This window comes from Polynucleobacter sp. HIN5 (assembly GCF_030297555.1).
Lineage (GTDB): Bacteria > Pseudomonadota > Gammaproteobacteria > Burkholderiales > Burkholderiaceae > Polynucleobacter.
In genome coordinates, this window is the sequence record NZ_AP028136.1 from 65,715 (window position 1) to 90,698 (window position 24,984).

25 protein-coding genes are annotated in these 24,984 nt (G+C 48.1%); 18 read left to right on the forward strand and 7 right to left on the reverse strand.

The window, feature by feature from the left end:
* Nucleotides 1–61: 61 nt before the first annotated feature.
* The gene (gene cutA, locus QUE61_RS00405) at nt 62–382 is read left to right on the forward strand and encodes a divalent-cation tolerance protein CutA (protein ID WP_286225442.1); all 321 of its coding nucleotides are present in this window, start codon (nt 62–64) and stop codon (nt 380–382) included.
* A complete protein-coding gene (gene dsbD / locus QUE61_RS00410) occupies nt 379–2,061 on the forward strand; it encodes a protein-disulfide reductase DsbD (protein ID WP_286307017.1) in 1,683 nt (560 codons plus the stop codon). Before cutA ends, dsbD begins: the two co-directional genes overlap by 4 nt.
* Before the next feature lie 2 nt (nt 2,062–2,063).
* Here the strand turns inward: dsbD and hemB are convergent, their stop codons facing one another.
* Together hemB and yihA are read right to left on the reverse strand one after the other, a co-directional pair.
* The gene (gene hemB, locus QUE61_RS00415; RefSeq protein ID WP_286307018.1) at nt 2,064–3,056 is read right to left on the reverse strand and encodes a porphobilinogen synthase; all 993 of its coding nucleotides are present in this window, start codon (nt 3,054–3,056) and stop codon (nt 2,064–2,066) included.
* Nucleotides 3,057–3,082: 26 nt separating this feature from the next.
* Complete coding sequence (gene yihA, locus QUE61_RS00420) at nt 3,083–3,706, reverse strand: ribosome biogenesis GTP-binding protein YihA/YsxC (RefSeq protein ID WP_286307019.1); 624 nt, start codon at nt 3,704–3,706, stop codon at nt 3,083–3,085.
* A 67-nt stretch (nt 3,707–3,773) separates the two neighbouring features.
* Here yihA and QUE61_RS00425 point away from each other — a divergent pair, with 67 nt between their 5' ends.
* On the forward strand, nt 3,774–4,487 hold the full coding sequence (locus tag QUE61_RS00425; protein WP_286307020.1) for a c-type cytochrome: 714 nt from the start codon (nt 3,774–3,776) through the stop codon (nt 4,485–4,487).
* 18 nt (nt 4,488–4,505) lie between these two features.
* Here QUE61_RS00425 and lysA read toward each other — a convergent pair whose 3' ends face one another.
* Nucleotides 4,506–5,798, reverse strand: a complete 1,293-nt coding sequence (gene lysA / locus QUE61_RS00430; RefSeq protein ID WP_286307021.1) for a diaminopimelate decarboxylase — start codon at nt 5,796–5,798, stop codon at nt 4,506–4,508.
* On the opposite strand from lysA, the gene QUE61_RS09560 reads away from it, so the two are divergent.
* Together QUE61_RS09560 and cyaY are read left to right on the forward strand one after the other, a co-directional pair.
* Entirely contained in the window at nt 5,790–5,966 is a 177-nt protein-coding gene (locus tag QUE61_RS09560) for a hypothetical protein (protein WP_286307022.1), read from the forward strand. The two genes, lysA and QUE61_RS09560, sit on opposite strands and share 9 nt — an antisense overlap.
* A 58-nt stretch (nt 5,967–6,024) precedes the next feature.
* A complete protein-coding gene (cyaY, locus tag QUE61_RS00440; RefSeq protein WP_286307023.1) occupies nt 6,025–6,408 on the forward strand; it encodes an iron donor protein CyaY in 384 nt (127 codons plus the stop codon).
* Here cyaY and aroB read toward each other — a convergent pair.
* The 4 genes from aroB to QUE61_RS00460 are packed head-to-tail and all read right to left on the reverse strand — an operon-like array spanning nt 6,392 to nt 9,794.
* A complete protein-coding gene (gene aroB / locus QUE61_RS00445; protein WP_286307024.1) occupies nt 6,392–7,474 on the reverse strand; it encodes a 3-dehydroquinate synthase in 1,083 nt (360 codons plus the stop codon). The two genes, cyaY and aroB, sit on opposite strands and share 17 nt — an antisense overlap.
* Nucleotides 7,471–7,995 (reverse strand): shikimate kinase, encoded by a 525-nt coding sequence (locus QUE61_RS00450; protein ID WP_286307025.1) that lies wholly within the window; start codon nt 7,993–7,995, stop codon nt 7,471–7,473. The genes aroB and QUE61_RS00450 overlap by 4 nt, the downstream gene beginning before the upstream one ends.
* Nucleotides 7,996–8,004: 9 nt before the next feature.
* Nucleotides 8,005–9,123 (reverse strand): secretin and TonB N-terminal domain-containing protein, encoded by a 1,119-nt coding sequence (locus QUE61_RS00455; protein WP_286307026.1) that lies wholly within the window; start codon nt 9,121–9,123, stop codon nt 8,005–8,007.
* Nucleotides 9,120–9,794 (reverse strand): hypothetical protein, encoded by a 675-nt coding sequence (locus QUE61_RS00460; RefSeq protein ID WP_286307027.1) that lies wholly within the window; start codon nt 9,792–9,794, stop codon nt 9,120–9,122. The genes QUE61_RS00455 and QUE61_RS00460 overlap by 4 nt, the downstream gene beginning before the upstream one ends.
* Before the next feature lie 98 nt (nt 9,795–9,892).
* Between QUE61_RS00460 and QUE61_RS00465 the strand changes: the two genes are divergently transcribed.
* From QUE61_RS00465 to QUE61_RS00525, 13 genes are all read left to right on the forward strand, one after another.
* A complete protein-coding gene (locus tag QUE61_RS00465; protein WP_286307028.1) occupies nt 9,893–12,190 on the forward strand; it encodes a penicillin-binding protein 1A in 2,298 nt (765 codons plus the stop codon).
* 6 nt (nt 12,191–12,196) lie between these two features.
* A complete protein-coding gene (locus QUE61_RS00470; RefSeq protein WP_286307029.1) occupies nt 12,197–12,880 on the forward strand; it encodes a transposase in 684 nt (227 codons plus the stop codon).
* Between the two features lie 168 nt (nt 12,881–13,048).
* On the forward strand, nt 13,049–17,797 hold the full coding sequence (locus tag QUE61_RS00475) for a glutamate synthase-related protein (RefSeq protein WP_286307030.1): 4,749 nt from the start codon (nt 13,049–13,051) through the stop codon (nt 17,795–17,797).
* 38 nt (nt 17,798–17,835) lie between these two features.
* Nucleotides 17,836–19,299, forward strand: coding sequence for a glutamate synthase subunit beta (locus QUE61_RS00480; RefSeq protein WP_286307031.1), 1,464 nt, complete (start codon nt 17,836–17,838; stop codon nt 19,297–19,299).
* A gap of 7 nt (nt 19,300–19,306) precedes the next feature.
* On the forward strand, nt 19,307–20,143 hold the full coding sequence (locus QUE61_RS00485; RefSeq protein ID WP_286307032.1) for an ABC transporter ATP-binding protein: 837 nt from the start codon (nt 19,307–19,309) through the stop codon (nt 20,141–20,143).
* The gene (gene mlaE / locus QUE61_RS00490) at nt 20,140–20,952 is read left to right on the forward strand and encodes a lipid asymmetry maintenance ABC transporter permease subunit MlaE (protein ID WP_286307033.1); all 813 of its coding nucleotides are present in this window, start codon (nt 20,140–20,142) and stop codon (nt 20,950–20,952) included. Before QUE61_RS00485 ends, mlaE begins: the two co-directional genes overlap by 4 nt.
* Before the next feature lie 35 nt (nt 20,953–20,987).
* The gene (mlaD, locus tag QUE61_RS00495; protein WP_286307034.1) at nt 20,988–21,482 is read left to right on the forward strand and encodes an outer membrane lipid asymmetry maintenance protein MlaD; all 495 of its coding nucleotides are present in this window, start codon (nt 20,988–20,990) and stop codon (nt 21,480–21,482) included.
* Between the two features lie 27 nt (nt 21,483–21,509).
* Entirely contained in the window at nt 21,510–22,247 is a 738-nt protein-coding gene (locus QUE61_RS00500) for an MlaA family lipoprotein (RefSeq protein WP_286307035.1), read from the forward strand.
* A 45-nt stretch (nt 22,248–22,292) separates the two neighbouring features.
* Nucleotides 22,293–22,922 carry an MlaC/ttg2D family ABC transporter substrate-binding protein gene (locus tag QUE61_RS00505; RefSeq protein WP_458574723.1) on the forward strand — a complete coding sequence of 210 codons (630 nt, stop codon included), beginning with the start codon at nt 22,293–22,295 and terminating at the stop codon, nt 22,920–22,922.
* Nucleotides 22,923–22,924: 2 nt separating this feature from the next.
* Nucleotides 22,925–23,185 carry an STAS domain-containing protein gene (locus tag QUE61_RS00510; RefSeq protein WP_286307036.1) on the forward strand — a complete coding sequence of 87 codons (261 nt, stop codon included), beginning with the start codon at nt 22,925–22,927 and terminating at the stop codon, nt 23,183–23,185.
* A gap of 3 nt (nt 23,186–23,188) precedes the next feature.
* On the forward strand, nt 23,189–23,935 hold the full coding sequence (locus tag QUE61_RS00515) for an ABC transporter ATP-binding protein (RefSeq protein WP_286307037.1): 747 nt from the start codon (nt 23,189–23,191) through the stop codon (nt 23,933–23,935).
* Between the two features lie 5 nt (nt 23,936–23,940).
* A complete protein-coding gene (locus tag QUE61_RS00520) occupies nt 23,941–24,717 on the forward strand; it encodes an ABC transporter permease (protein ID WP_286261669.1) in 777 nt (258 codons plus the stop codon).
* A 12-nt stretch (nt 24,718–24,729) separates the two neighbouring features.
* The gene (locus QUE61_RS00525; protein WP_286307038.1) at nt 24,730–24,969 is read left to right on the forward strand and encodes a BolA family protein; all 240 of its coding nucleotides are present in this window, start codon (nt 24,730–24,732) and stop codon (nt 24,967–24,969) included.
* Nucleotides 24,970–24,984 lie beyond the last annotated feature (15 nt).

Here is a 24,984-nt window from a genome sequence, read left to right on the forward strand (position 1 = left end):
AGTTAAAGCCAGGCTTCGGTCTGGCTTTTTCATTTAACCCACTGCTTGAGCCATCTTTTGTATGGATTCGATACTGATCGTAACCACGACTTTGCCCACGATGGATGCGGCTAGATTACTAGGTCAGCAATTAATCGATGAGCGTTTTGCAGCCTGTGTACAAATTCAGGAGGGCGTGCAATCGATCTATCGATGGGATGGAAAGGTTTGCAATGACACCGAAGTTCTATTAAGTGCTAAAACAGCAACAACTCAATGGAAGGGCATTGAGGCATTTATTAAGGCCCATCACCCTTATCAGTTGCCAGAGATCATCGCTTTAAAACCAGTTGAATACTCCCAGGCATATGGGCGCTGGGTGAATGAGGAAACAAAGTCATGAGGCGAATTCAATATGGCTTGGTTCAACTCTTGCTATTTCTACTATCGAGTGTCGCACTCCTTGGTTCAGTAAATGCCAAGGAATTTCTACCTCCCGAAAAGGCATTTATTGTGGAGGCGACATGGATTGCCAATGCCAATAAAATTGCCATTGAGTATCGACCGGTTTCGGGTTATTACATTTACCATGAGTCCTTGCAGTATCGGCTGTTCATCAATGACAAGCCAAGCGCTCCCAAGAGCATTCAAATTCCTAAAGGGGTTGAAAAGTTTGATGAGACCTTTGGAAAAAAAATGGAGATTTTTCCAAAACCATTCGAAGTTCTTCTTGGGTTGGCTCAAGCCACACAAAGCGGTATTCGTTTAGAGATTGATTTGCAGGGTTGTGCTGATGGCGGCATTTGCTACCCACCAATGACCTATCAATACTTTATTGCAGCTCCAGGCGTTCGAGTGGCACCTATCCCCGAGGGTGACGCAGCACCAATACGGGTTGCGGATACACATTCAGAACCATTTGGCCTCAGTGATTTATGGAGCGGGCGCGATGATGTCACATCGATTAAAAGCTATTTGGAGAATGCCAAGCCGTTTTATCTATTGATCGGATTTTTTATTCTTGGGATTGCCCTAGCATTTACGCCTTGCGTATTACCGATGCTCCCGATTTTGAGCAGCATTGTTTTGGGTCGCCAAGATGGAAGCCCAATTAGCAAGACCCGATCGGCTTATCTTGCCTTGGCTTACATTTTGGGTATGGCCTTGTTGTATGCGTTAGCGGGGATTCTTACGGCCGCATTGGGAAGCGGCGTGCAGCGCGCCTTACAAAGCCCTATTGCCCTTATTTTGTTTGCCCTCCTTCTATTGTTTTTGGCTGGTAGCTTATTTGGTTTATATGAGCTAAAGGTGCCCCAAACGTGGCAGAGCAAAGTGGATCAATTGGCGGGACGACAAAAGGGCGGAAGTATTGCCGGCGCTTTTAGTCTTGGCGCAATTTCGACTCTGGTTGCAAGTCCTTGCATTACAGCACCCTTAGCAAGTGTTTTAGGGTTTGTGGCACAAACCGGATCGATGGCGCTTGGTGGAGGCCTACTATTTGTGATGGCTTTAGGAATGGGATTGCCGTTATTGCTCATCGCATTGGGTGCTAGAAGTTTCTTACCGCAAACAGGCGCCTGGATGATGTGGTTGCAGCGCAGTCTTGGTTTGGTGTTGGTTGCTTTAGCCATTTGGATTGTGTGGCCAGCAATGTCCGTCGTAACTGGTAATCAAACTCAAACAAGTACTCGTACTGAAAAACGAATTCCACCGGATTTGGTATTTCAGATTGTGCGTTCGAGTGAAGAGCTCGAGCGTATTTTGCAAAAGGCAAAGGCTGACAATAAACCCGTCATGCTCGATTACTACGCCGATTGGTGTATCTCTTGCAAAGAGATGGAGGCCATTACCTTCACCAATTCTGAGGTTGCTAATGCGTTGAGCCGTTTTGTATTAGTACAAGTTGATGTCACCATTAACAATCAACAAAGCCAAGCATTATTGAGGCAATTTGGTTTATTCGGCCCGCCCGCAATTTTGTTTTTCAATGGTGCTGGTGAAGAACAAAAATCGTTGCGGGTAGTGGGTTTTATGGCCCCCAGTCGTTTTCTAGAGCGCTTGCAAGAGCTAGGTGCTAAATGATTTTAGCGCTTGAGTGAGCGAGCGGCCTCAAGCGCAAAATAGGTCAAGATACCATCTGCTCCGGCACGTTTAAATCCGAGCAGTGACTCCATCATGACCGCATCATGATCAAGCCAGCCATTTTGGGCGGCAGCCTTAATCATGGCGAATTCGCCACTCACCTGATAGGCATAGGTTGGGTAACCGAAGGCCTCTTTGATACGATATACGATGTCGAGGTAGGGCATACCAGGCTTAACCATCACTAAATCAGCACCCTCGCTAATATCTAAGCCAACTTCACGGATGGCCTCATCGCCATTAGCGGGATCCATTTGATAGGTTTTTTTGTCCGCCTTGCCAAGATTGCGTGATGATCCAACTGCATCTCGGAAGGGGCCATAAAACGACGAAGCGTATTTGGCGGCATAAGCCATGATGCGCGTATGAATTAATCCTTGATTTTCAAGGGCGGTACGAATCGCCCCAATTCGGCCATCCATCATGTCCGATGGGGCAACCATGTCCACACCTGCTTGGGCATGGCAGAGTGCCTGTTTCATGAGGATCGCGACGGTTTCATCATTCAAAATCCGTTGCTGTTCATCGAGTACGCCATCTTGACCATGGCTCGTATAAGGATCGAGCGCGATATCGGTCATGATGCCAAGGGTGGGGAAACGTTTTTTGAGCTCCATCACTGCGCTTGGAACAAGGCCCTTTGGATTAAATGCTTCAGCACCGTCGTTGCTCTTTAGTGATGCATCGATTACAGGGAAGAGAGCCATGACCGGAATACCAAGCGTTACGCATTCTTCAGCCACATGAAAGAGGCGATCAAGCGACATGCGCTCAATACCCGGCATTGAGTTGACCGCCTGGGTTTGATTACTTCCAGGTAGTAAGAAAACGGGATAGATTAGATCGTCAACCCTTAGATGATTTTCTTGAACGAGACGACGTGACCAATCATCACGGCGCATCCGACGGGGGCGATAGGCAGGATATTGAGACATGCAAATACTCTCTAATCAGGATAGGGTTAGGCGATGTTGCGCTCTGGAAAAAGCCATTGTTGAATAAGTGTATCGCTTTCCGAAAGACCGACCCGTTTTGTGCTGGAGAACAGTTGAGCTGTAATCTGGGCAGGGGCAAATTGCTTAATTTGTTCTGAGATGGCTTGCAACAGGGCGCGGTTTTCGGAGAAAGTTTGTTTGTCTGACTTACTTAGCAAAATATGGATAGGTTTTTGGGTCACACTAAACCAGGCAATCATTTGTTCATCAAGTTCTGTTAAACCCCGTCGTGCATCCACAATTAAGATCAAACCAACCAAATTTTTGCGGGTTTGGAGGTAGCGGCTCAAGATCTCGTTCCAGTGCGAGCGGGTTGCCTCACCAACTGCGGCATAGCCATAGCCTGGCAGGTCGACTAAATACGCGAGCAGCTCATCTTTGGCATAGATCCCAAAATAGTTAATGTGCTGGGTTCGGCCCGGAGTTTTGCTTGCAAAAGCCAGGCGCTTTTGATTGCATAAGATATTGATTGCACTGGATTTTCCGGCATTGGAGCGACCCGCAAAGGCGATCTCAGGCAGGTCGCCCTGGGGAAGGGTTTGTAGCTCATTGACCGTGGTAAAAAAGCGGGCTTGGTGCAGTTTAGACATGACTGGAAGCTATTGTAAAATCACATGAATTTCGTTTGAACATTTCAAAGTAGGCTAGGTACCCATAATGCGCTATAGCAGCAAATTCTCAAAATTAAATATCTCTGCCCTCATGGCTGTTTTAGTTGGTGGTTTTATATCGTTCTCTTACGCGGCTGAGCCTGCAAAAGCAGCAGCTCCCGCGATGACCACCAGCGCCCCAACTCCGGCAGTGATTAAGGCGGATGCTGCTGCTGGCGATGCCCTCTATAACAATGGCGACCCAAAGCGAGGCGTCGTTGCCTGTGTTGGCTGCCATGGACCAAACGGAAATAGTGGAGTCGCAACTTGGCCAAAGTTATCTGCTCAGCACATTTCCTACACGGTCAAGCAACTTAAAAATTACAAAGATGGTACTCGTATGAATCCCGTCATGATGGGAATGGTGGCAACGTTAACCGAGCAAGACATGGCCAACCTAGCGGCTTATGTAAACAAGCAAGAGCCAAAATTGGGTGTAGCCCAGAATAAAGACACGATTGCTCTTGGCCAACGTATTTATCGTTCAGGTATTGCTGAGAAAGGTATTCCAGCATGCTCAGGATGCCATAGTCCCAATGGCGCTGGTATTCCAGCCCAGTACCCCCGTTTAAGTGGTCAATGGGCCGATTACTCGACCTCCCAATTAATTGCGTTCAGAGAGGGTACGCGCAAGAATAGTGTGCAAATGAGCACGATTGCTGCCAAGATGTCAGACGTTGAAATGAAAGCGGTGTCTGATTACATGGCTGGGTTGCGCTAAGCTAATTACTTCGGTAAGTTAGCTCGACCCAAGCGTTCGCTCATTAGCAAAGAGGCTATTTACAGCCTCCCGTTCTCTGACTAGGTGTGCTTGATTGCCATCTACCATCACTTCTGCTGGCCGTCCTCGGGTGTTGTAGTTTGAGGCCATCACAAATCCATAAGCACCTGCCGACAAAATAGCCAGCACATCACCTTCTTGAACTGTTAAGGCGCGATCTTTGCCTAACCAGTCGCCTGATTCACAAACAGGCCCAACGACATCATAGGAAATTGCTTTACCGGTAGATGCTTTGATTGGAACGATTGCATGATAGGCATCGTAGAGGGCTGGACGCATTAAATCATTCATAGCGGCGTTCACAATGCAGAAGTTTTTATCTGCACCAGTTTTGAGATATTCAACTTGGGTCAAGAGCAATCCCGCATTTCCAACTAAGGAGCGACCGGGTTCTAAAATGACATCCATATGTCCAAAGCCACGCTCATCGATGCGATTGAGTAGGGTGTTCGTAAACTCTGTGATATCGGGTGGTGCATCCGAGCCATAGTCAATTCCAAGACCGCCGCCTAGATCGAGATGATGAATGAGAATACCTTCACGTTTGAGTTGATCGATAAGATCAAGTACCTTATCAAGGGCATCGAGATAGGGCGATACATTGGTAATTTGTGAACCAATATGGCAATCGATGCCAACAATATCAATATGGGGCAGGAGTGCGGCCTCGCGATACGTTTTTAGAACTTCAAAATAGGCAATCCCAAATTTGTTATCTTTGAGACCCGTCGAAATATACGGATGGGTTTGCGCATCTACATCAGGGTTCACGCGCAATGAAACTGGGGCGCGAAGACCCAAACTCTTAGCAATGGAATTAATACGCTGCAGTTCAGGGATGGACTCGACGTTGATGCATTTGACGCCAACCGAGAGGGCAAATTTAATTTCATCAGCGGATTTGCCGACTCCAGCAAAAACCATACTTTTTGGATCGGCTCCAACGTGAAGGGCTCGAGCGAGTTCGCCGCCGCTGACCAGATCAAATCCAGCACCTAATTGTTTGAGCTCATCTAAAACAGCGAGATTACTATTAGCCTTGACGGCATAATGAATTCTGGCGCGGCGACTGCCGTTTGCACGGATACAGGCAACATCATAGGCGCGGTATGCCGTACAAATTGCATGCTTACTGTAAACATATAGAGGGGTGCCATATTGATTCGCTAAAGCAGATAGCGAAACACCTTCAGCAAACCACTCTCCATGGTGTTCAGTAAAGCCAGTTAATGATGGAATGGAATGCGTCATTACTTTGGCGAGCTCGTATTAGTGGGGGTGGATATGCCTGATTCTTTAGGAGGGTACAGAGTACCTTTGGGCTCCGGTTGGGTGGGCGCTGGTGGAGCGGGCGGTGGATTGGGTAAAAACAAAGGTCCTCTAACCCCACATCCAAGTAGGGACAGCAACGCAACGTAAACTGGAATCTTAACTACAATCAATATCATCTGTTTAATCACCGGAATTTGAATATAGCATGCAGAACACCCCTTCATCCCAGATTGACAAAATTGATGATAAGCAATTTCATCAACTGGCTAGCCACCTGTTGCAATCGATTGAACTGTCGCTAGAAAACGCTGATGAGCGTTTAGATCTCGACCTTGATATTGCTCGTCAAGGGGGCAATGTGATTAATATTGTTTTTCGGGATCGTAGCGTGGTCGTAGTCAATACCCAGCCGCCCCTGCATGAAATTTGGGTGGCTTGTAAAGCCGGAGGCTTTCACTACCGTTGGGCCGGAGTGATTAACCAGCCACTCTGGCTTGATACAAAAACTGGTAATGAGCTGCTCGCCGATTTATCCCGCTTTGTGAGCGACCAGGCGGGGCAGACAGTTGAAATTAACTTACTTGATTAGTCGTTAAGACCTGCTCAACAATCGCATCATCAACCGCTTCAATTTTTGCTTTGCCAATTTTCTCAAGGGTGATGTAGCGAATTTCACCGCCCTCGGATTTTTTATCGATGCGCATTAAATCAAAGAAACGGCTGTTTCCAAGTTTTGGCGCACAATTGGGCAAACCCATTGCCATAACGAGTTTTTTGATACGACTTACTTCCTCGGTTTTTAAATAACCCAGACGAGAAGATAAATCAGCCGCCATCACCATTCCACATCCCACGGCCTCACCATGCAGCCATTCTCCATAGCCTAAGCCAGATTCAATGGCATGGCCAAAAGTATGACCAAAATTTAAGATGGCACGAATCCCAGATTCCTTCTCGTCGGCGGCCACTACTGCCGATTTAATTTCGCAAGAACGCTCGACCGCATGACTCATGGCGCCACTATCGCAATTTAATAGTTCTTGACGGTGCGCTTCAATCCAATTAAAAAATTCAGCGTCTGCAATTGCGCCGTGTTTGATGACCTCCGCCAAGCCGGCTGATAGTTCTCTTGGCGGGAGTGATTTGAGGGTATCAAGGTCAGCAATAACCGCAACCGGCTGATGAAAGGCGCCAATCATATTTTTACCAAGCGGGTGATTAATCCCAGTCTTACCGCCTACTGAAGAATCAACCTGAGCTAATAAAGTCGTGGGTACTTGAACAAATTGAATGCCGCGCATAAAGCTAGCCGCTGCAAACCCCACCATATCACCAATCACGCCACCACCGAGAGCGATTAGTACTGATTTGCGGTCAGCCCCATGGGTTAATAAGGCATCGAAAATTTTCTGTAGAGTAGCCCAGTCTTTGTAAGACTCCCCGTCGGGTAGAACAATCTCATGAACCGACTTCGCGTCGCCTGAAATGGTTTGGATCAACGTCTTGCTATAGAGGGGCCCCACGGTTGTGTTGGTGACCACGAATACCGATTTGCCGGCAATCCAAGGCTTAAATAGCTCTGGCTTTTTGAGAAGCCCTGAGCCAATGTAAATGGGATAGCTGCGCTCACCGAGGGATACATTCAGAGTTTTCATGGTGCTAATTCAAGTTGCATGAGTAAAGAGCTTGCGAGTTGATTGACGCTTGGTTTACCAGTCTCAATAATAAAGTCTGCGATTTCGCGATAGAGTGGATCGCGAATGGCGTATAAGTTTTCTAAGATTGCTTTTGAGTCACCATGTTGCAACAGGGGGCGACCCTCACCTCCTTTAGTGCGATGCCAAAGTTCAATCGGGTTGGCATGCAGGTAAATGACCGTACCACGTTCAGCTAGCACCTTACGGTTCTCTGGGAGCAGTACTGCGCCACCACCGGTAGCGAGCACAATCGATTGCTCGCGGGTTAACTCGTCAATAATTTGTGCCTCGCGTTTACGAAAACCTGCTTCACCTTCCATCTCAAAAATGGTTGGTATCTTGACCCCGCAGCGCTCTTCAAGTGCGTGGTCAGAATCGATAAAGCGTCGCTCGAGTTTGCGGGCAATTAATTTCCCGACCGTTGATTTGCCAGCTCCCATCAGCCCAATCAGAAAGATATTGGAATTTTCAATGTCCATAGCATCATTCTATTCGGGTTTATCTAAGATAGTGGGTGTTAGAAAGACGAGAAGTTCTGTTTTATCTCGCAAAGTTGATTGATGTTTAAACAGATGCCCGATCAAGGGAATATCACCCAAGAGTGGGATTTTGACGGTGTCATCACGCTCCGTCGTTTGATAAATACCACCCAAGATGACCGTCCCGCCATTCTCAACGCTGACTTCGGAGCTCAGATTCTTAGTATCGATGGCGTAGCCTTGTTCTGTCTTCATACCTACACTATCTTTATTAATGGCAACCAATAAAGAGACTTTGCCGTCATGATGAATCTTGGGAATCACCTCGAGACGCAAGTTCGCTTTACGGAATTGAATTTTGTTACCTCCATTTGAAGAGGAGGTTTGGTACGGTAGTTCAGTGCCTTGTTCTATAGTTGCTTTCACCATATCGGCGGTCATGATGCGGGGATTGGACAATATCTTGCCCTGCCCATCGCTCTCTAAGGCGCTTAATTCCACATCGAGAAGACGGGTGGCATTTTTACTAAGAAGGGTCGCCGCGGCAGTCACTGGCTCAAATCCACTAAGGCCGCCAGCCCCAAGTGGTGATCCTAGTTCAAACGAACCCTGAACCCGATCGCTCCCTTCGGGGAGATTCTTTGCTTGCGATCGCAAGCCAAGCTTGGCGCCAAGATTACGTGCAAAGCGATGGTCAGCTTCAACAATCCGCGCCTCAATCAAAATTTGCCGGGGTGTGCCATGATGATCGCCCCCAAAGGGGAGTGCTGAGTCATCCCGACGTTGTTTTTGGAAAGCGTTGATTTCTTGATGCGGTGCAATCCAATAGACCCCCTGATTGCGTATGAACCGCAAGCCTCGGCTTGCCAAGATCGTTGATAACGCAGTTTGCCATGGAACATCGACAAGCTGAACATCAATACTTCCTTGAATACTAGGACTTAATACAAAATGCGTATTGCCAAGTTGCCCCAATACATGGAGCAAATCCACTAGTGGCATCTCTTTTGCTGAAATACTAATTGGAGTACTCAGTGCAGCATTACCACTGGCCGCGTGGTATGCAAATGTGTTTTGTGGGCCAAGTAAAAGCCAAATCCAACAGTATCGAAATATCACATGCTTCATGGCGAAATCAGCACCACTTGCTTTCCTCCGGGACCCTGTAAGGTGACCTGGGACTCGTCAAAGTGGGTGATCTGCCAGGAAGGTTTAGCAAACCCATGTTTTGCAAAGAGTCGACTTTGTTGGCCATCATGAAGCATCACGAAGGCGCCATCCTTATTCTTGCTAATACCCAAATGACGCCATTTCTTTAAATCGACCTCATCGGGATCGGGGATAACTGATCGCTTCGTTTCTTTGACAGAAATGTGTCGCTTTGCTTGGATCTCCTCCAGAAACTCCATCATCTGCTCTAGATTTTCGTCAGCCTGGCTATGAAGTTCGTCAATTTGGCTTTGAATTGTCATCAACTCTTTCTTCATAGCTGTTTGGTTTGGCTCACCCTGGCCAAGTTCGGCAAGTTCCCGAACCTGGATGGTCAAATAAACCAAAGTTATAAGCATCGCTACAAAACTAATTCCAGCAATGAGCATTCCTGGGTGAAGCGATGCTAGGGGCAATTCTTTGAAGGCGTTAAGGCCTGGCCAGGATTGGCTCATTTGATTGTGCCTTGCTGCCTGTTGCTTGCTTTGTAAATGATCAGCCTGGGTTTCATGTTCCAAAATGGCAGGATCGTCGCCTAGACTTTGCAAGGTTTCGTCAAAATCCTCTCGTTTGATATTGCGATAGACCATGCCCTATTGTGTTGGTGGGCGCTAGTTATTGAAATCAGCAAACCCGGATTAATTGATCGGTCATTCTTACAAATGCTGTAGGACCATATAATTTGGAGATGGCTAATCTACCGAGCAAAAAACCGCCCTTCCAACGGGGTTCGGGTACTCGTTTTTCTGAGAAGTCAGGTGCCAGCCCGCTCATTAAAGCCCTATTGATTTTGATGGTGGTGCTTGGCTTGTTATTTACCATGTTAGTCGCCTACGCATTCATTATTGCGAAGCCAAACTTACCGAATATTTCAGCGCTAGTGGATTACAACCCCAAAGAGCCGCTGCGGATCTATACCGCCGATAAGGTATTAATAGGTGAGTTTGGAGAGGAACGGCGAAGCGTTGTCCCTCTCAATGAAATTCCTGTCTATTTAAAGTATGCAGTAATTGCGATTGAAGATGATCGTTTCTATAGTCATGGCGGCGTTGATTACTGGGGTGTATTGCGAGCAACTTTAGCCAATTTAAGAGGAAGCCTCTCCCAAGGGGCGTCGACCATCACCATGCAGGTGGCGCGTAATTTTTTCTTAAGCAATGAGAAGACCTTCAGTCGTAAGCTTTATGAGGTACTCCTTGCTTGGGAGATCGAAGCCCAATTAACCAAGGATAAGATTCTTGAGATTTACATGAATCAAATTTATTTGGGTCAGCGCGCCTATGGATTTGCGAGCGCCTCCAAAATTTATTTTGGTAAAGAACTCAAAGATATCAGCGTTGCTGAGGCAGCGATGCTAGCAGGTCTACCAAAGGCGCCTTCTGCCTATAACCCCGTGAGTAACTATAAGCGCGCCAAGATTCGTCAAGAGTATATTTTGCAGCGCATGCGTGACCTCTCGTACATTACGCCGGCCGATTATGACAAGGCAATGGCGGAGACCATCAAGATCCGTGGCCTAGGAAAAGAGTTTGATACTCGCGGTGATTTCGTTGCGGAGATGGCCAGACAGTTGCTCTTTTCTCAGTACGGCGATATTATTTATTCGCAGGGCATTAATGTTTACACCACCGTCTTAAAGGCAGATCAAGACGCTGCCTATGCTGCAGTTCGCAAAGGTATCTTTGACTACGATTTGCGGCATGCATATCGGGGACCAGAGGGTTTTATTGAGTTACCCCAAGACCCTGTAAAGCGCCAACGCACGATCGACGATGCCTTGCTTGATTATCCAGCGCTGGATGAATTGCAATCCGGAGTGGTATTGGAGGCAAGCCCTAAAGAATTAAAGGTCATGATTGCAACCGGAGAACAAATCACAATTAAAGGAGATGCTTTAAAGCTGGCGAGCGCCTCATTATCGGAATCTGCACAACCTAAACGACGGATTCGTCCGGGGGCGGTCGTTCGACTGCTTAACGATGATGGGGTTTGGAAGTTAGCTCAATTACCTCAAGTCGAGGCTGCGTTCGTAGCTCTTGATCCAAATGATGGGGCAATTTTGGCCCTGGTGGGCGGATTTGATTTTCGTCGTAATAAATTTAATCACGTCACGCAAGCCTTTCGTCAGCCAGGCTCGGCATTTAAACCCTTTGTTTATGCTGCAGCTCTTGAAAAGGGTTTGAGCCCTTCAACCATGGTCAATGACGCACCATTGTCGATTGGGGCTTTGGAGACCGGCAGCCAAGTATGGCAACCTAAGAACTACGATGGCAAGTTTGATGGGATGATGCGGCTGCGGACTGCATTGTCGAAGTCTAAAAATTTAGTATCGGTTCGTGTCATTCGCAAGATAGGCCCATCGTATACCCAAGAATTTATTCAGCGCTTTGGTTTTGAGCCTGACAAGCATCCTCCGTATCTCACGATGGCCCTTGGCGCAGGTTCGGTCACGCCATTGCAAATGGCCAGTGCTTACAGCGTGTTTGCGAATGGCGGCTATTTTGTTAACCCCTATTTGATTGATAAGGTCACGGATGCAAAAGGTCAAACCTTGTTTGAGGCGAACCCAGTGCGTGTTGGAAAAAATGCGATTCGTGTCTTGGATGAGCGAACAACCTTTGTAATGGATAGCATGTTGCAAGAAATTACTAAGACGGGAACCGCAGCGCGTGCCAGGCCTGCGCTAGGTCGTAACGATATCGCTGGAAAAACGGGTACAACGAATGATTCGCACGATGCATGGTTTGCTGGTTACAACCCTCGGGTTGCGGCAGTGGCTTGGATTGGTTTTGATAACCCAAGAAGCCTAGGCGACCGTGAGACAGGTGGCGGCTTAGCATTGCCAGTTTGGATTAACTTTATGTCGGTGGCCTTGCGAGGCGTCCCCGAGATAAACCGCACCCCTCCGCCGGGAGTTTCTGAGTACGATGGCGATTGGATTATTCCTGAGTTCGCTCCCTTGGGCGGCGTTCGCCAAATTAATTAAGTAGAGATGGCCCGTAAAGCACGCTTGGTCATTGCTGGACAAGCAATGCATCTTTTGGTTCGTGGCCACAATCGTCAAACCATATTTAGCCATGATGCGGATTGCCGAATTTATCTTGACTGGTTACGCGATGCTGCCAAAGAGTTTGGATGTGCCGTCCATGCTTATGCCTTGATGCCCAACCATGCACACGTATTAGCCACCCCTCGTTTTGAATATTCCTTATCCAAAACAATGCAATCCTTGGGGCGACGCTACGCGCAATACATCAATCGACAACAAGGTACCTCGGGCACGATTTGGGAGGGTCGCTTTTGTTCTTCCCTGATTGATCCAATGTATGCCTTACGAGTCCAGCGCTACATTGAACTTAACCCTGTGCGCGCCGGACTGGAGTCTCGCGCTGAGGACTGTAAAAATACCAGCTACCAAAGCCACATTGGGGGCAAAGGTGAGACTTGGCTAACCGATCACCCAAGCTTTTGGGGTTTAGGCAACACCCCTTTTGAGAGGCAGCTGGCCTGGGCGGCTTTTGTGAGGGAGGGGGCGCCGCATCATGAGGATCGGGCAATTACTGAGCATTTAATCCGCTCAAGACCCTGGGTAAGCCCTGAATTTATCAAGCAAAATCCTAAGATGAGCCTGAATCAATGGCAGGTCAAGCCGCGTGGCAGACCAAAAAAACTTTAAGTCTGTCCCTATTTAATTTAATTTCTATTCTTCCCCCATTATTTAAATGGGACAGAGTCATTAAATTTCTATTGCATCCCTTAGTGGATTCCCCTATATTTACCCTCCCGGCCTTTATTTGAAGCAATCCATGGGGATTGCCGGCCGCATGACCAATTTGGATTAAATATGAATCATCTCGAGTTACGTCCGTCCGCTCAAGGTCTCTACGACCCTCAAAATGAACACGATGCCTGTGGCGTTGGTTTTGTGGCGCACATCAAGGGCAAAAAATCCCATGACATCATCACTCAAGGATTAAAGATCCTGGAAAACCTCGATCACCGGGGCGCTGTGGGTGCTGACCCACTCATGGGTGACGGCGCCGGAATATTGATTCAAATTCCTGATGAGCTGTATCGCAGCGAGATGAAAAAGCAGGGGGTCGAGTTGCCACCCGTTGGCGAATATGGCGTTGGCATGATCTTTTTGCCTAAAGAGAACGCGTCACGATTAGCGTGCGAGCAAGAGTTAGAGCGCACCGTACGTCAAGAAGGACAAATTGTATTGGGTTGGCGCGATGTGCCGATCGATCGTGCGATGCCGATGTCGCCAACCGTGAAAAAAACCGAACCAATTATTCGTCAAATATTTATTGGGCGTGGTCGTGACATCATGACCACCGACGCACTCGAGCGCAAACTCTATGTGATTCGTAAAACGGCAAGTCATGCGATTCAAGATTTGCACCTCAAACACGGTAAAGAATATTTCGTGGCATCGATGTCTGCGCGGACTGTGGTGTACAAAGGCCTCTTATTGGCCAGTCAAGTGGGCGCCTATTATTGCGATCTTAAAGATCCCAAAGCAGTGTCAGCTCTGGCATTGGTGCATCAGCGCTTCTCAACCAATACCTTCCCAGCGTGGGAACTAGCTCACCCATACCGCTTGCTTGCTCACAATGGTGAGATTAATACGGTGAAGGGGAATGTGAACTGGATCAATGCACGCACGGGCGCAATTAGCTCACCTGTACTAGGCGATGATTTGCAAAAGCTGTGGCCACTAATTTATCCAGGTCAATCCGATACCGCATCCTTTGACAACTGCCTTGAGCTCTTGGTGATGGCCGGTTATCCGCTTGCGCAAGCCATGATGATGATGATTCCTGAAGCATGGGAACAGCATACCCTCATGGATGAAAACCGCCGCGCCTTTTATGAGTACCACGCTGCCATGATGGAGCCATGGGATGGCCCCGCCGCCATGGCCTTTACCGATGGGCGTCAGATTGGCGCTACCCTGGATCGTAACGGCTTACGACCTGCGCGCTATTACGTGACCGATGATGATTTGGTCATCATGGCCTCTGAGGCCGGTGTGTTGCCAATTTCAGAAAATAAGATTGTGCAAAAGTGGCGCTTACAGCCTGGCAAGATGTTTATGATCGACATGGATCAAGGTCGCATCATCGACGACGTAGAGCTGAAGAACTCGGTCTCCAAAGCCAAGCCATATAAGAGCTGGATTGATGCGGTGCGTGTGAAGCTTGATGAGTTGGATGTCAGCAAAAAAGACACCCAAGACGATGCTAAACATATTCGCCCTGCTGCAAAGTTACTCGATCGTCAGCAGGCATTTGGTTATAGCCAGGAGGATCTCAAATACCTAATGGCACCCATGGCACAAAATGCGGAAGAGGCAATTGGGTCGATGGGCAATGACAGTCCGCTTGCAGTTTTATCGGATCGCAGCAAGTCGCTCTACAACTACTTTAAGCAATTATTTGCTCAGGTTACCAATCCTCCAATTGATCCGATTCGTGAGAATCTGGTGATGTCTTTGGTGTCCTTTGTTGGACCAAAGCCCAACCTATTAGATACCAACAATATCAATCCCCCGATGCGTTTGGAGATCAGTCAGCCGGTCTTGGACTTGGATGACATGACCAAGGTGCGTCATATTGAACATTACACCGGTGGTAAGTTCCGTTCGTATGAATTAGATATTTGTTATCCAGTTGCCTGGGGCAAGGAGGGGATCGAGGCACGTTTGGCTTCGTTGTGTGCTGAGGCAACCGATGCAGTGCGCAGTGGATTCAATATATTAATTGTGAGCGATCGCCAAGTGGATCGAGACCATATGGCGATTCCAGCGCTCTTGGCAACTTCGGCCATTCATCAGCACTTGGTGGAGCGTGGTTTGCGGACTAGCACTGGTCTAGTCGTGGAGACTGGCAGCGCTCGCGAGGTTCATCACTTTGCATTACTTGCTGGGTATGGTGCCGAAGCGATTCATCCCTATTTGGCGATGGAGACCTTGGCTGAAATGGCCAAAGGTCTATCGGGTGACCTATCGCCTGAGAAGGCGATTAAGAACTTTGTCAAGGCCATTGGTAAGGGCTTGCAAAAGGTGATGTCGAAGATGGGTATTTCTACTTATATGTCCTATACCGGATCGCAAATCTTTGAGGCGATTGGTCTTAATCATGAGCTCATTGATAAGTATTTCAAAGGGACCTCTTCGAACGTAGGCGGAATTGGTGTGTTCGAAGTTGCTGAAGAAGCCTTACGGATGCACCATGCCGCGTTTGGTGATGATCCTGTATTGGCTGATATGTTGGATGCGGGTGGAGAGTACGCGTATCGGGTACGTGGTGAGAAACATATGTGGACACCCGATTCGATTGCAAAGCTACAACATGCGACTCGCACTGGGCCAGAGAAGGGTTATCAAACCTATAAAGAGTACGCCAATCTGATTAATGATCAGAGTAAGCGTTTGATGACTTTACGAGGATTATTTGAGTTCAAGATCGATCCGAATAAAGCCATTCCGCTCGATGAAGTCGAGCCTGCCAAGGAGATTGTGAAACGCTTTGCAACGGGTGCGATGTCCTTAGGTTCAATTTCGACCGAGGCCCATGCAACTTTAGCAATCGCAATGAATCGCATTGGTGGTAAATCCAATACGGGTGAGGGCGGCGAAGATCCAAATCGCTATGTCAATGAACTCAAAGGGATTCCGATTAAGAAGGGTGAGACGCTTGCCAGCATCTTAGGCAAGGATGTCGTTGAGGCAGATATTCCATTACAAGACGGCGACTCATTGCGTTCGAAAATTAAGCAAGTCGCCTCTGGACGTTTTGGCGTGACCACTGAGTATTTGCGTTCAGCCGATCAGATTCAAATTAAGATGGCGCAAGGCGCAAAGCCAGGCGAGGGCGGTCAATTACCCGGTGGTAAGGTCTCCGACTATATCGGACGTTTACGCTTCTCGGTGCCAGGTGTGGGTCTCATTTCGCCGCCACCGCATCACGACATTTATTCGATTGAGGATTTGGCGCAACTCATTCATGACTTAAAGAATGTTAATCCGCAAGCTGATGTTTCAGTAAAGCTTGTCTCAGAGGTCGGTGTTGGTACGGTGGCCGCGGGCGTTGCTAAAGCAAAGTCCGATCACGTCGTGATTGCTGGTCATGACGGTGGTACAGGTGCATCCCCCTTGTCATCGATTAAGCATGCTGGTACACCGTGGGAGCTGGGTCTTGCAGAGACCCAGCAAACACTCGTACTCAATCAACTGCGAAGTCGGATTCGTGTACAAGCCGATGGCCAAATGAAAACTGGCCGAGATGTGGTGATCGGCGCTCTATTAGGTGCAGATGAGTTTGGTTTTGCCACTGCACCTTTAGTGGTTGAGGGTTGCATCATGATGCGTAAATGCCATCTCAATACCTGCCCAGTGGGTGTTGCGACCCAAGATCCTGAGTTGCGCAAGAAGTTTTCAGGCAAACCCGAGCATGTTGTTAATTTCTTTTTCTTTATTGCCGAAGAAGTGCGCGAGATTATGGCGCAGTTGGGAATTCGGACATTTGATGAACTGATTGGTCGCGTTGATCTCTTGGATACGCGTAAGGGCGTTGATCATTGGAAGGCACAGGGCTTGGATTTCAGTAAAGTCTTTGCTCTACCCAATGTGTCACATGACGAGCCTCGTCACCAAACGCTCACTCAAGATCATGGCTTAGGTGCTGCGCTTGACCATACCTTGATCGAAAAGAGTGAGCCGGCCTTAGAGCGTGGCGAGAAGGTTTCTTTCATTGTGCCGATCCGCAACGTCAATCGAACAGTGGGTGCGATGCTCTCTGGTGAGTTGGCAAAACGCTATGGCCATTTGGGCTTACCCGATGACACCATCCATATTCAGTTAAACGGTACGGCTGGACAAAGTTTTGCAGCATTCTTGGCGCGCGGCATTACCTTAGATCTCGTGGGCGATGCCAACGACTATGTCGGTAAGGGATTATCGGGTGGTCGCGTTGTGGTGCGTGCACCCCATGAGTTCCGGGGTGATGCTTCTCAAAATATTATTGTGGGTAACACGGTGTTGTATGGCGCTATTGAAGGCGAGGCATTTTTCAATGGCGTCGCCGGCGAGCGTTTTGCAGTGCGTAACTCCGGCTCGATTGCGGTTGTCGAGGGCACCGGTGACCATGGTTGCGAGTACATGACGGGTGGCACAGTTGTCGTTCTTGGGAAAACCGGCCGTAACTTTGCCGCAGGTATGAGCGGTGGTGTTGCTTATGTCTTTGACGAAGACGGACTCTTTGAGAAGCGTTGCAATACCACGATGGCAACTTTGGAGAAGGTATTGCCAACATCAGAGCAAATCGCAAATATGCCTAAATCCACGTGGCATGCACCAGTCAATGTCAAAGAGGGTGGCGAGCGTCAAACCGATGAGCAAATCCTAAAGACACTGATTGAGCGCCATTTCCGGTACACCGGATCAGAGCGTGCCAAGGCATTGCTAGCTGATTGGGACAAGTCGCGCGCGCGTTTTGTGAAGGTATTGCCTACTGAATATAAGCGGGCTCTCGGTGAATTGTGGGAGCGTGCTCAAGGGCAAGATCAAACCAAGCCTGTGATGGCTTGATCACGTGAATTGATTAATGAAGAATCTTTGGAGTAGGTATGGGTAAAGTCACTGGATTTATGGAATTTGAGCGGGTCGAAGAGACCTATGAAGCACCGGTCAAACGAATTCATCATTACAAAGAATTTGTGGCTGCACTATCGGATGCCGATGCGAAGGTGCAGGGCGCACGTTGCATGGATTGTGGGATTCCGTTTTGCAACAATGGTTGCCCCGTAAACAACATCATTCCTGACTTTAATGATTTGGTGTATCAAGGCGATTGGAAAAATGCGATTGAGGTTTTGCATTCCACCAATAACTTTCCGGAGTTCACCGGCCGTATTTGCCCAGCACCTTGTGAGGCTGCATGTACGCTCGGGATCAATCAGTTGCCGGTTGGTATCAAGTCAATTGAGCATGCCATTATCGATAAAGCGTGGGCCAATGATTGGGTAAAGCCTCAACCACCTAAAACCAAGACTGGCAAGAAGGTCGCCGTGGTTGGTTCTGGCCCTGCCGGGATGGCAGCAGCTCAACAGTTAGCGCGAGTTGGTCATGATGTGACCGTTTATGAAAAGAATGATCGGGTCGGTGGTTTATTGCGTTATGGCATTCCCGACTTCAAGATGGAGAAGTGGTTGATTGACCGACGGGTTGAGCAAATGCAAGCCGAAGGCGTTACTTTTGCAACCGGGGTTTTTGTCGGCAAAGAAACGCTTGGTAAGGAAGTGAAGAACTATGCTCAAAAAACGGTAAGCCCGGATGAATTACTCAAGAGCTTTGATGCGGTCATTATCAGTGGTGGCGCCGAACAACCGCGCGATTTACCAGTCCCTGGTCGTGAGTTAAGTGGAATTCATTTTGCTTTGGAATTTTTAATTCCACAAAACAAGGAAGTGGCTGGCGATCTCAAAAATGAGATTCGGGCAACCGATAAGCATGTGGTTGTGATTGGTGGTGGTGATACGGGTTCTGATTGCGTGGGCACATCTAATCGGCATGGTGCTAAGCATGTTACGCAATTTGAGTTATTGCCTCAGCCACCCGAAGAAGAAAACAAACCCTTAGTCTGGCCCTATTGGCCCACTAAACTTCGTACTTCATCTTCGCATGAAGAGGGTTGCGAGCGCGACTGGTCGGTTGCTACTAAGCGGTTTGAAGGCAAAAACGGCAAAGTAGAAAAACTCATTGGGGTGCGTTTGGAATGGAAAGACGGCAAGATGAGTGAGGTCCCCAATTCAGAGTTTGAGATCAAGGCTGATTTGGTTTTGCTTGCTATGGGTTTTGTTTCCCCAGCACAGCAAATCTTAAATGCCTTTGGTGTCGAGAAAGATCCGCGCGGCAATGCAAAGGCTTCAACGGATGGTCATCATGCCTATCACACCAATGTTCCCAAGGTGTTTGCGGCAGGCGATATGCGGCGTGGCCAATCTTTGGTGGTTTGGGCGATTCGAGAGGGTCGTCAATGCGCACGCTCGGTCGATGAGTATTTAATGGGATCGTCGGTTTTACCGCGATAATCCAAGAATGCCCTCTACTCCCGCCGCACGCGCGATCGATTCGCCGGTTGTTTCGATTCGGGGGGTAGATTTTTCGTATGCCCCGGGTGAGCGCCAAATTCTCGGTGGGCTTCATATGGAATTCCGCCGCGGCCAAGTGGTTGCGGTGATGGGTGGTTCGGGTTGCGGTAAGACCACAGTATTGCGATTGATCGGCGGACAGGTGACCGCTCAAACGGGCTCGGTGGAGTTTGAGGGCCGTGAGATTTCTGCGATGAATAGTGATGAGCTGATGCAGGCTCGCCGTCGTATGGGCATGCTATTTCAGTTCGGTGCCTTGTTTACTGATTTGAGCGTGTTTGAGAACGTCGCTTTTCCACTGCGTGAGCACACGAACCTAAGCGAAGAGCTGATTCGTGATTTGGTGCTGATGAAATTAAACGCGGTGGGTTTACGTGGTGCTCGCGATTTAATGCCATCGCAGATTTCAGGGGGGATGGCAAGGCGAGTTGCCTTGGCACGCGCGATTATTTTAGACCCGCCTCTCATCATGTACGATGAGCCATTTGCAGGACTTGATCCGATTGGACTCGGCATTACGGCGCGATTGATCCGCAATCTCAATGATGCCTTGGGCGCAACCAGCATTCTAGTAACGCATGATGTTGAGGAGACCTTCGAGATTGCAGACTACGTGTACTTTATTGCCAATGGCAAGATTGGAGCACAAGGGACGCCCGATGAACTCAATCGCTCAGCCGATCCTTTTGTGCGCCAATTTTTAGACGCTTCGCCTGAGGGCCCGGTGCCGTTTAATTATCCAGGCCCGGATTTAGCAACTGACTTTGGATTACACCCTCGATGAATCTCGAACCAAGCTCCAAATCAAATCCAATCACGAACGCGTTGGGTGATCTCGGATTTTTTATTCGTAAAAATATTACAGGCCTTGGATATGCTGCCCGGATGTTTGTCTTGGTGCTGATGCGTTCTGGCGGGTTACTTAAACGACCGCGCCTGGTATCGGATCAAATTTTGTTTGTCGGTAACTATTCGTTTGTGATCATTACCGTATCGGGCTTATTTGTTGGTTTTGTATTAGGGTTGCAAGGCTATTACACCTTAACGCGTTATGGTTCCGAGCAGGCTCTCGGCTTATTGGTTGCTTTGTCACTAACGCGTGAACTGGGTCCCGTGATTACTGCTTTATTGTTTGCGGGTCGTGCCGGCACTTCGCTCACAGCGGAGATTGGTCTTATGAAAGCGGGAGAGCAGTTATCCGCCATGGAGATGATGGCAGTAGATCCATTACGTCGGGTAATCGCGCCGCGTTTATGGGCCGGGATTATTGCGATGCCAATTTTGGCCACCATCTTTACTGCGGTTGGTGTTTTGGGTGGGTACCTAGTGGGCGTGCCACTGATTGGGGTCGATAGCGGCGCATTCTGGTCCCAAATGCAGGGTGGGGTCGACCTATTTGATGATATTGCCAATGGCTTTATTAAAAGCGTTGTCTTTGGTGTGGCTGTGACATTTATTGCTCTCTATCAGGGGTATGAGTCAAAGCCCACTCCGGAGGGAGTGTCGCAAGCGACTACGAGGACTGTGGTGCTCTCGTCTTTAGCAGTGTTGGCATTGGACTTTTTATTGACCGCCATGATGTTCTCCAACTAAAGCGCAGGCCAAGATCGGAATAAACTAGGATTCTTATGAAAAAAAGTGCAATTGATATTTGGGTCGGGTTATTCGTAACGATCGGCATGTTAGCCATGCTTTTTCTGGCACTTAAGGTGGGCAATATGAGCGCTGTGTCATTTGCACCAACGTATACGGTTTCGGCCCGCTTTGACAATATTGGCGGCCTAAAGCCCCGCGCACCGGTAAAAAGCGCAGGCGTTGTGGTTGGTCGTATTTCAAGCATCCAGTTTGATGACACAACCTATCAAGCCACGGTGACGATGACGATTGAAAAGGCCTATCAGTTCCCCAAAGATTCGTCGGCAAAGATCTTAACCTCAGGTTTGTTAGGCGAGCAATACATTGGCCTTGAAGCAGGCGGTGATGAGCAAATGCTCGCCGATGGGGGCAAGATTACTCAAACCCAATCAGCCATCGTTTTAGAAAATCTGATTAGTCAGTTCTTGTATAACAAGGCAGCGGATACGGGGCAGGACAAAGGCGATACCAAGTCGGGTACCAAATAACCTCATATTTAAGAAATAAGACCGACTGTGATTGTGTTAAAGCGCCTGTGCATTACCTTCCTGAGCCTGTGCATCATCGGTTGTGCAAGTATCCCGGCGGGCAGCGAGCCATCGCCGCATGATCCATGGGAGTCTTTTAATCGCTCGGTTTTTTCCTTTAATGAAGGATTGGACGATTATTTATTAAAGCCCATCACCAAAGGCTATCGCTTCATTCTGCCAAAGCCAGCGCAGCAAGGGATTGATAACTTTTTTGGTAACTACCGCGATATCTACACCTCAGTGAATAATTTATTGCAAGGTAATGTCAGCATGGCTTTTAGCGATCTAATGCGGGTGGTCGTCAATACGATTTTTGGATTAGGTGGCTTTATTGATATGGCCACCCCGGGCGGCCTAGAAAAACATAAAGCGGATTTTGGGCAAACCTTCGGTGTTTGGGGTGTACCTGCAGGCCCTTATGTGGTTTTACCAATCTTTGGCCCCAGTAATGTGCGCGATACCTTTGGTACCGCAGTGGATTTAGAGACCGATTACCTTTTCCGTCTCTTACCCGATGTAGCGTTGCGTAATAGTTTGACGGGGCTGCGGATTGTCAATGCTCGTAATAACTACTACGAGGCAGGCGATCTTCTCGAGGGTGCAGCGATTGATAAGTACACCTTTACGCGCGATGCGTATATTCAGAGGCGCCAGTATCAAATTGATCAGGCCAAAGAGGGCAAGGAGCCTCCTGCCCCGGTCTATGAGAACCCCTACGAGTAAATGGTTCAAAGAGACTAAAATTAATTTTTATTTTTCGACCGGTTCATCGTGAAAACACCCCTTTTATCTTTCTGCGCCCTTTTGTTATCCGGCATGCTGGGCTTTGCTAATGCGCAAAGTGTCCCCGATCCTAATACACCCGATGGTCTCATCAAAATGATTGTGGCTGATGTCATGGCCTCCGTGAAAGCCGATCCTGAAATCCAGAAAGGCAATATTCCACGCGTCGTGGATTTAGTCGAAAAGAAAATTGTTCCCTACACGGATATGCGCAGAACCACGCAATTGGCCATGGGTCGAAATTGGAGCAAGGCAAGCCCTGAGCAGCAAACCCAACTGATTGCCGAGTTCAAGTCCTTATTGATTCGGACCTATTCAGGAGCGCTGAGTCAGTTACGCGATCAAACGGTTCAATACAAACCCTTTCGTGCCAATCCGAGCGATACGGATGTGATTGTGCGCACTGTCGTCATTGGTAAATCGGATCCCATTCCCTTGGACTATCGCCTTGAGAAAACCAATGATGGCTGGAAAGTCTATGACATCAACATCATGGGCGCTTGGTTAATCGAGGCATACCGCAATCAATTTACCAATCAAATTAGCCAAAACGGTGTCGAAGGCCTGATCAAGTTCTTGCAAGAGCGCAATGCGATGTTGGCAGGTAAGAAGTAAGTATGAGTTTTGCTTTGCCTCAGCAAGTGACCCAGGCGAATGCCGGGGAAATTACTAAGCAGGGTGGTCTTGCTTTAGCACAGACTGGTCGGGTAGATTGTTCTGCTCTCTCCGATTTTGATTCAAGCGTTCTAGCGGTTTTGCTCGCATGGCGCCGTCAGTTACAAGAGCGCAATCAATCCTTGATCGTTTTAAATCCTCCTGCGAAGTTAAAAGTCCTGGCTGGTGTATATGGAGTGACTGATATTTTAGGACTTCAATAATTTATGCAGTCCGCAGTTTTAGTCGAGCATTTAAGTAAATCCTACGGATCATTACAAGCCCTCAAGGATGTTTCCTTAGATATCAAAGAGGGCGAGTTTTTTGGATTACTCGGCCCCAACGGTGCCGGTAAGACCACCCTCATTTCTATTTTGGCTGGTTTGTGCCGTCCTGATTCTGGTCGCGCATTCATTATGGGCACGAATGTGCAAACCAACTTTATTGAGGCGCGCCGTTTATTGGGTGTGGTTCCTCAAGAGCTGGTATTTGATCCTTTTTTTACAGTGCGCGAGACCTTGCGGTTTCAGTCGGGTTACTTTGGGATTCGGAACAATGACGATTGGATCGATGAGATCATGACGCACCTCGATTTAACCAGTAAAGCGAACAGTAATATGCGCTCGCTCTCTGGGGGCATGAAGCGGCGCGTTTTGGTAGCGCAAGCTTTAGTTCACCGTCCGCCTGTGATTGTGTTGGATGAGCCAACCGCTGGGGTGGATGTCGAGCTGCGCCAGTCCCTCTGGAAATTTATTAGTCGGCTTAATCAAGATGGCCATACCATTTTGCTGACCACGCACTATTTAGAAGAGGCTGAATGTTTATGTGGTCGGATTGCGATGCTCAAGTCTGGTCAAGTCGTGGCTCTGGATACTACTCAAAATCTCCTCGCACGCTATGGAGCGCACAAAACACAAGCAGGTCAAGAGGTTGATCTTGAGGATGTGTTTATTCAAATCATGGCAGGAGAGTAGTCGAAATGCCCATTCCATTTGAATACGGTAGTGGTTTTCCCACTCTGCTACGCAAAGAGATTAAGCGTTTTTATAAGGTTGCCTTTCAAACAGTTGCTGCACCTGTCTTGACCGCCGTGCTGTACCTCATGATTTTTGGGCATGTTTTAGAAGGTCGTTTGGTGGTGTATGACAAGTTAACCTACACGGCATTTTTAATTCCGGGGTTGGTCATGATGAGCGTGTTACAAAATGCATTTGCCAATACTTCTTCCTCATTAATTCAATCCAAAATTACCGGTAACTTAGTGTTTGTTTTGTTGGCACCACTCACGCATTTGGAGTTTTATTCAGCCTATGTGCTGGCTGCAGTATTTCGGGGGGTTGTGGTGGGTCTGGGTGTTTTAATCATTACCCTCTTATTTGATGTGCCGGCTATGCATAACCCTTTTTGGATTATCTTGTTTGCATTCATGGGGGCCGCGATCTTGGGTGGCTTGGGATTGATTGCGGGTATTTGGGCCGATAAGTTTGATCAGTTAGCTGCCTTTCAGAACTTTTTGATCATGCCCGCCACCATGCTCTCAGGTGTGTTTTATTCGATTCATTCCTTACCAGAGATTTGGCAATTCATTTCACACCTGAACCCATTCTTTTACATGATTGATGGCTTTCGCTATGGATTTTTTGGGGTCTCGGATGTTTCGCCCTGGCTAAGCCTGACCATTGTCACTTCGTTTTTCTTGGTCGTCTCAGGGTTGGCTCTGCGTTTACTACAATCGGGTTATAAATTACGCCATTAATGAAGGATTGCGATGTTTCCTACCCCTGAACAAGTGAAAAGCTATATCAGCGAGAAGCTCCCTTGTACGCATTTAGAGGTCGAGGGTGATGGGCAACATTTTTATGCCACCATTGTGAGCCCCGATTTTGCTGGGAAGCGTTTGGTGCAGCGCCATCAGTTGGTCTATGCAGCATTGGGTGATCGAATGAAGGCGGAGATCCATGCGCTCTCGATTAAAGCCTTTACGCCTGATGAGTTTACGGCTCAATAAATTATCTGAGATCAG

Coding starts and splice junctions, on each gene's coding strand:
- QUE61_RS00515 (WP_286307037.1), top strand. CDS start 23,189: ATGCAGTCCGCAGTTTTAGTCGAGCATTTAAGTAAATCCTACGGATCA.
- QUE61_RS00520 (WP_286261669.1), top strand. CDS start 23,941: ATGCCCATTCCATTTGAATACGGTAGTGGTTTTCCCACTCTGCTACGC.
- QUE61_RS00450 (WP_286307025.1), bottom strand. CDS start 7,995: ATGGACATTGAAAATTCCAATATCTTTCTGATTGGGCTGATGGGAGCT.
- QUE61_RS00525 (WP_286307038.1), top strand. CDS start 24,730: ATGTTTCCTACCCCTGAACAAGTGAAAAGCTATATCAGCGAGAAGCTC.
- QUE61_RS00465 (WP_286307028.1), top strand. CDS start 9,893: ATGGCTAATCTACCGAGCAAAAAACCGCCCTTCCAACGGGGTTCGGGT.
- QUE61_RS00470 (WP_286307029.1), top strand. CDS start 12,197: ATGGCCCGTAAAGCACGCTTGGTCATTGCTGGACAAGCAATGCATCTT.
- cutA (WP_286225442.1), top strand. CDS start 62: ATGGATTCGATACTGATCGTAACCACGACTTTGCCCACGATGGATGCG.
- yihA (WP_286307019.1), bottom strand. CDS start 3,706: ATGTCTAAACTGCACCAAGCCCGCTTTTTTACCACGGTCAATGAGCTA.
- mlaD (WP_286307034.1), top strand. CDS start 20,988: ATGAAAAAAAGTGCAATTGATATTTGGGTCGGGTTATTCGTAACGATC.
- QUE61_RS00485 (WP_286307032.1), top strand. CDS start 19,307: ATGCCCTCTACTCCCGCCGCACGCGCGATCGATTCGCCGGTTGTTTCG.
- QUE61_RS00475 (WP_286307030.1), top strand. CDS start 13,049: ATGAATCATCTCGAGTTACGTCCGTCCGCTCAAGGTCTCTACGACCCT.
- dsbD (WP_286307017.1), top strand. CDS start 379: ATGAGGCGAATTCAATATGGCTTGGTTCAACTCTTGCTATTTCTACTA.
- QUE61_RS00455 (WP_286307026.1), bottom strand. CDS start 9,123: ATGAAGCATGTGATATTTCGATACTGTTGGATTTGGCTTTTACTTGGC.
- QUE61_RS00460 (WP_286307027.1), bottom strand. CDS start 9,794: ATGGTCTATCGCAATATCAAACGAGAGGATTTTGACGAAACCTTGCAA.
- hemB (WP_286307018.1), bottom strand. CDS start 3,056: ATGTCTCAATATCCTGCCTATCGCCCCCGTCGGATGCGCCGTGATGAT.
- mlaE (WP_286307033.1), top strand. CDS start 20,140: ATGAATCTCGAACCAAGCTCCAAATCAAATCCAATCACGAACGCGTTG.
- QUE61_RS00510 (WP_286307036.1), top strand. CDS start 22,925: ATGAGTTTTGCTTTGCCTCAGCAAGTGACCCAGGCGAATGCCGGGGAA.
- QUE61_RS09560 (WP_286307022.1), top strand. CDS start 5,790: ATGCGTCATTACTTTGGCGAGCTCGTATTAGTGGGGGTGGATATGCCT.
- aroB (WP_286307024.1), bottom strand. CDS start 7,474: ATGAAAACTCTGAATGTATCCCTCGGTGAGCGCAGCTATCCCATTTAC.
- cyaY (WP_286307023.1), top strand. CDS start 6,025: ATGCAGAACACCCCTTCATCCCAGATTGACAAAATTGATGATAAGCAA.
- lysA (WP_286307021.1), bottom strand. CDS start 5,798: ATGACGCATTCCATTCCATCATTAACTGGCTTTACTGAACACCATGGA.
- QUE61_RS00425 (WP_286307020.1), top strand. CDS start 3,774: ATGCGCTATAGCAGCAAATTCTCAAAATTAAATATCTCTGCCCTCATG.
- QUE61_RS00480 (WP_286307031.1), top strand. CDS start 17,836: ATGGGTAAAGTCACTGGATTTATGGAATTTGAGCGGGTCGAAGAGACC.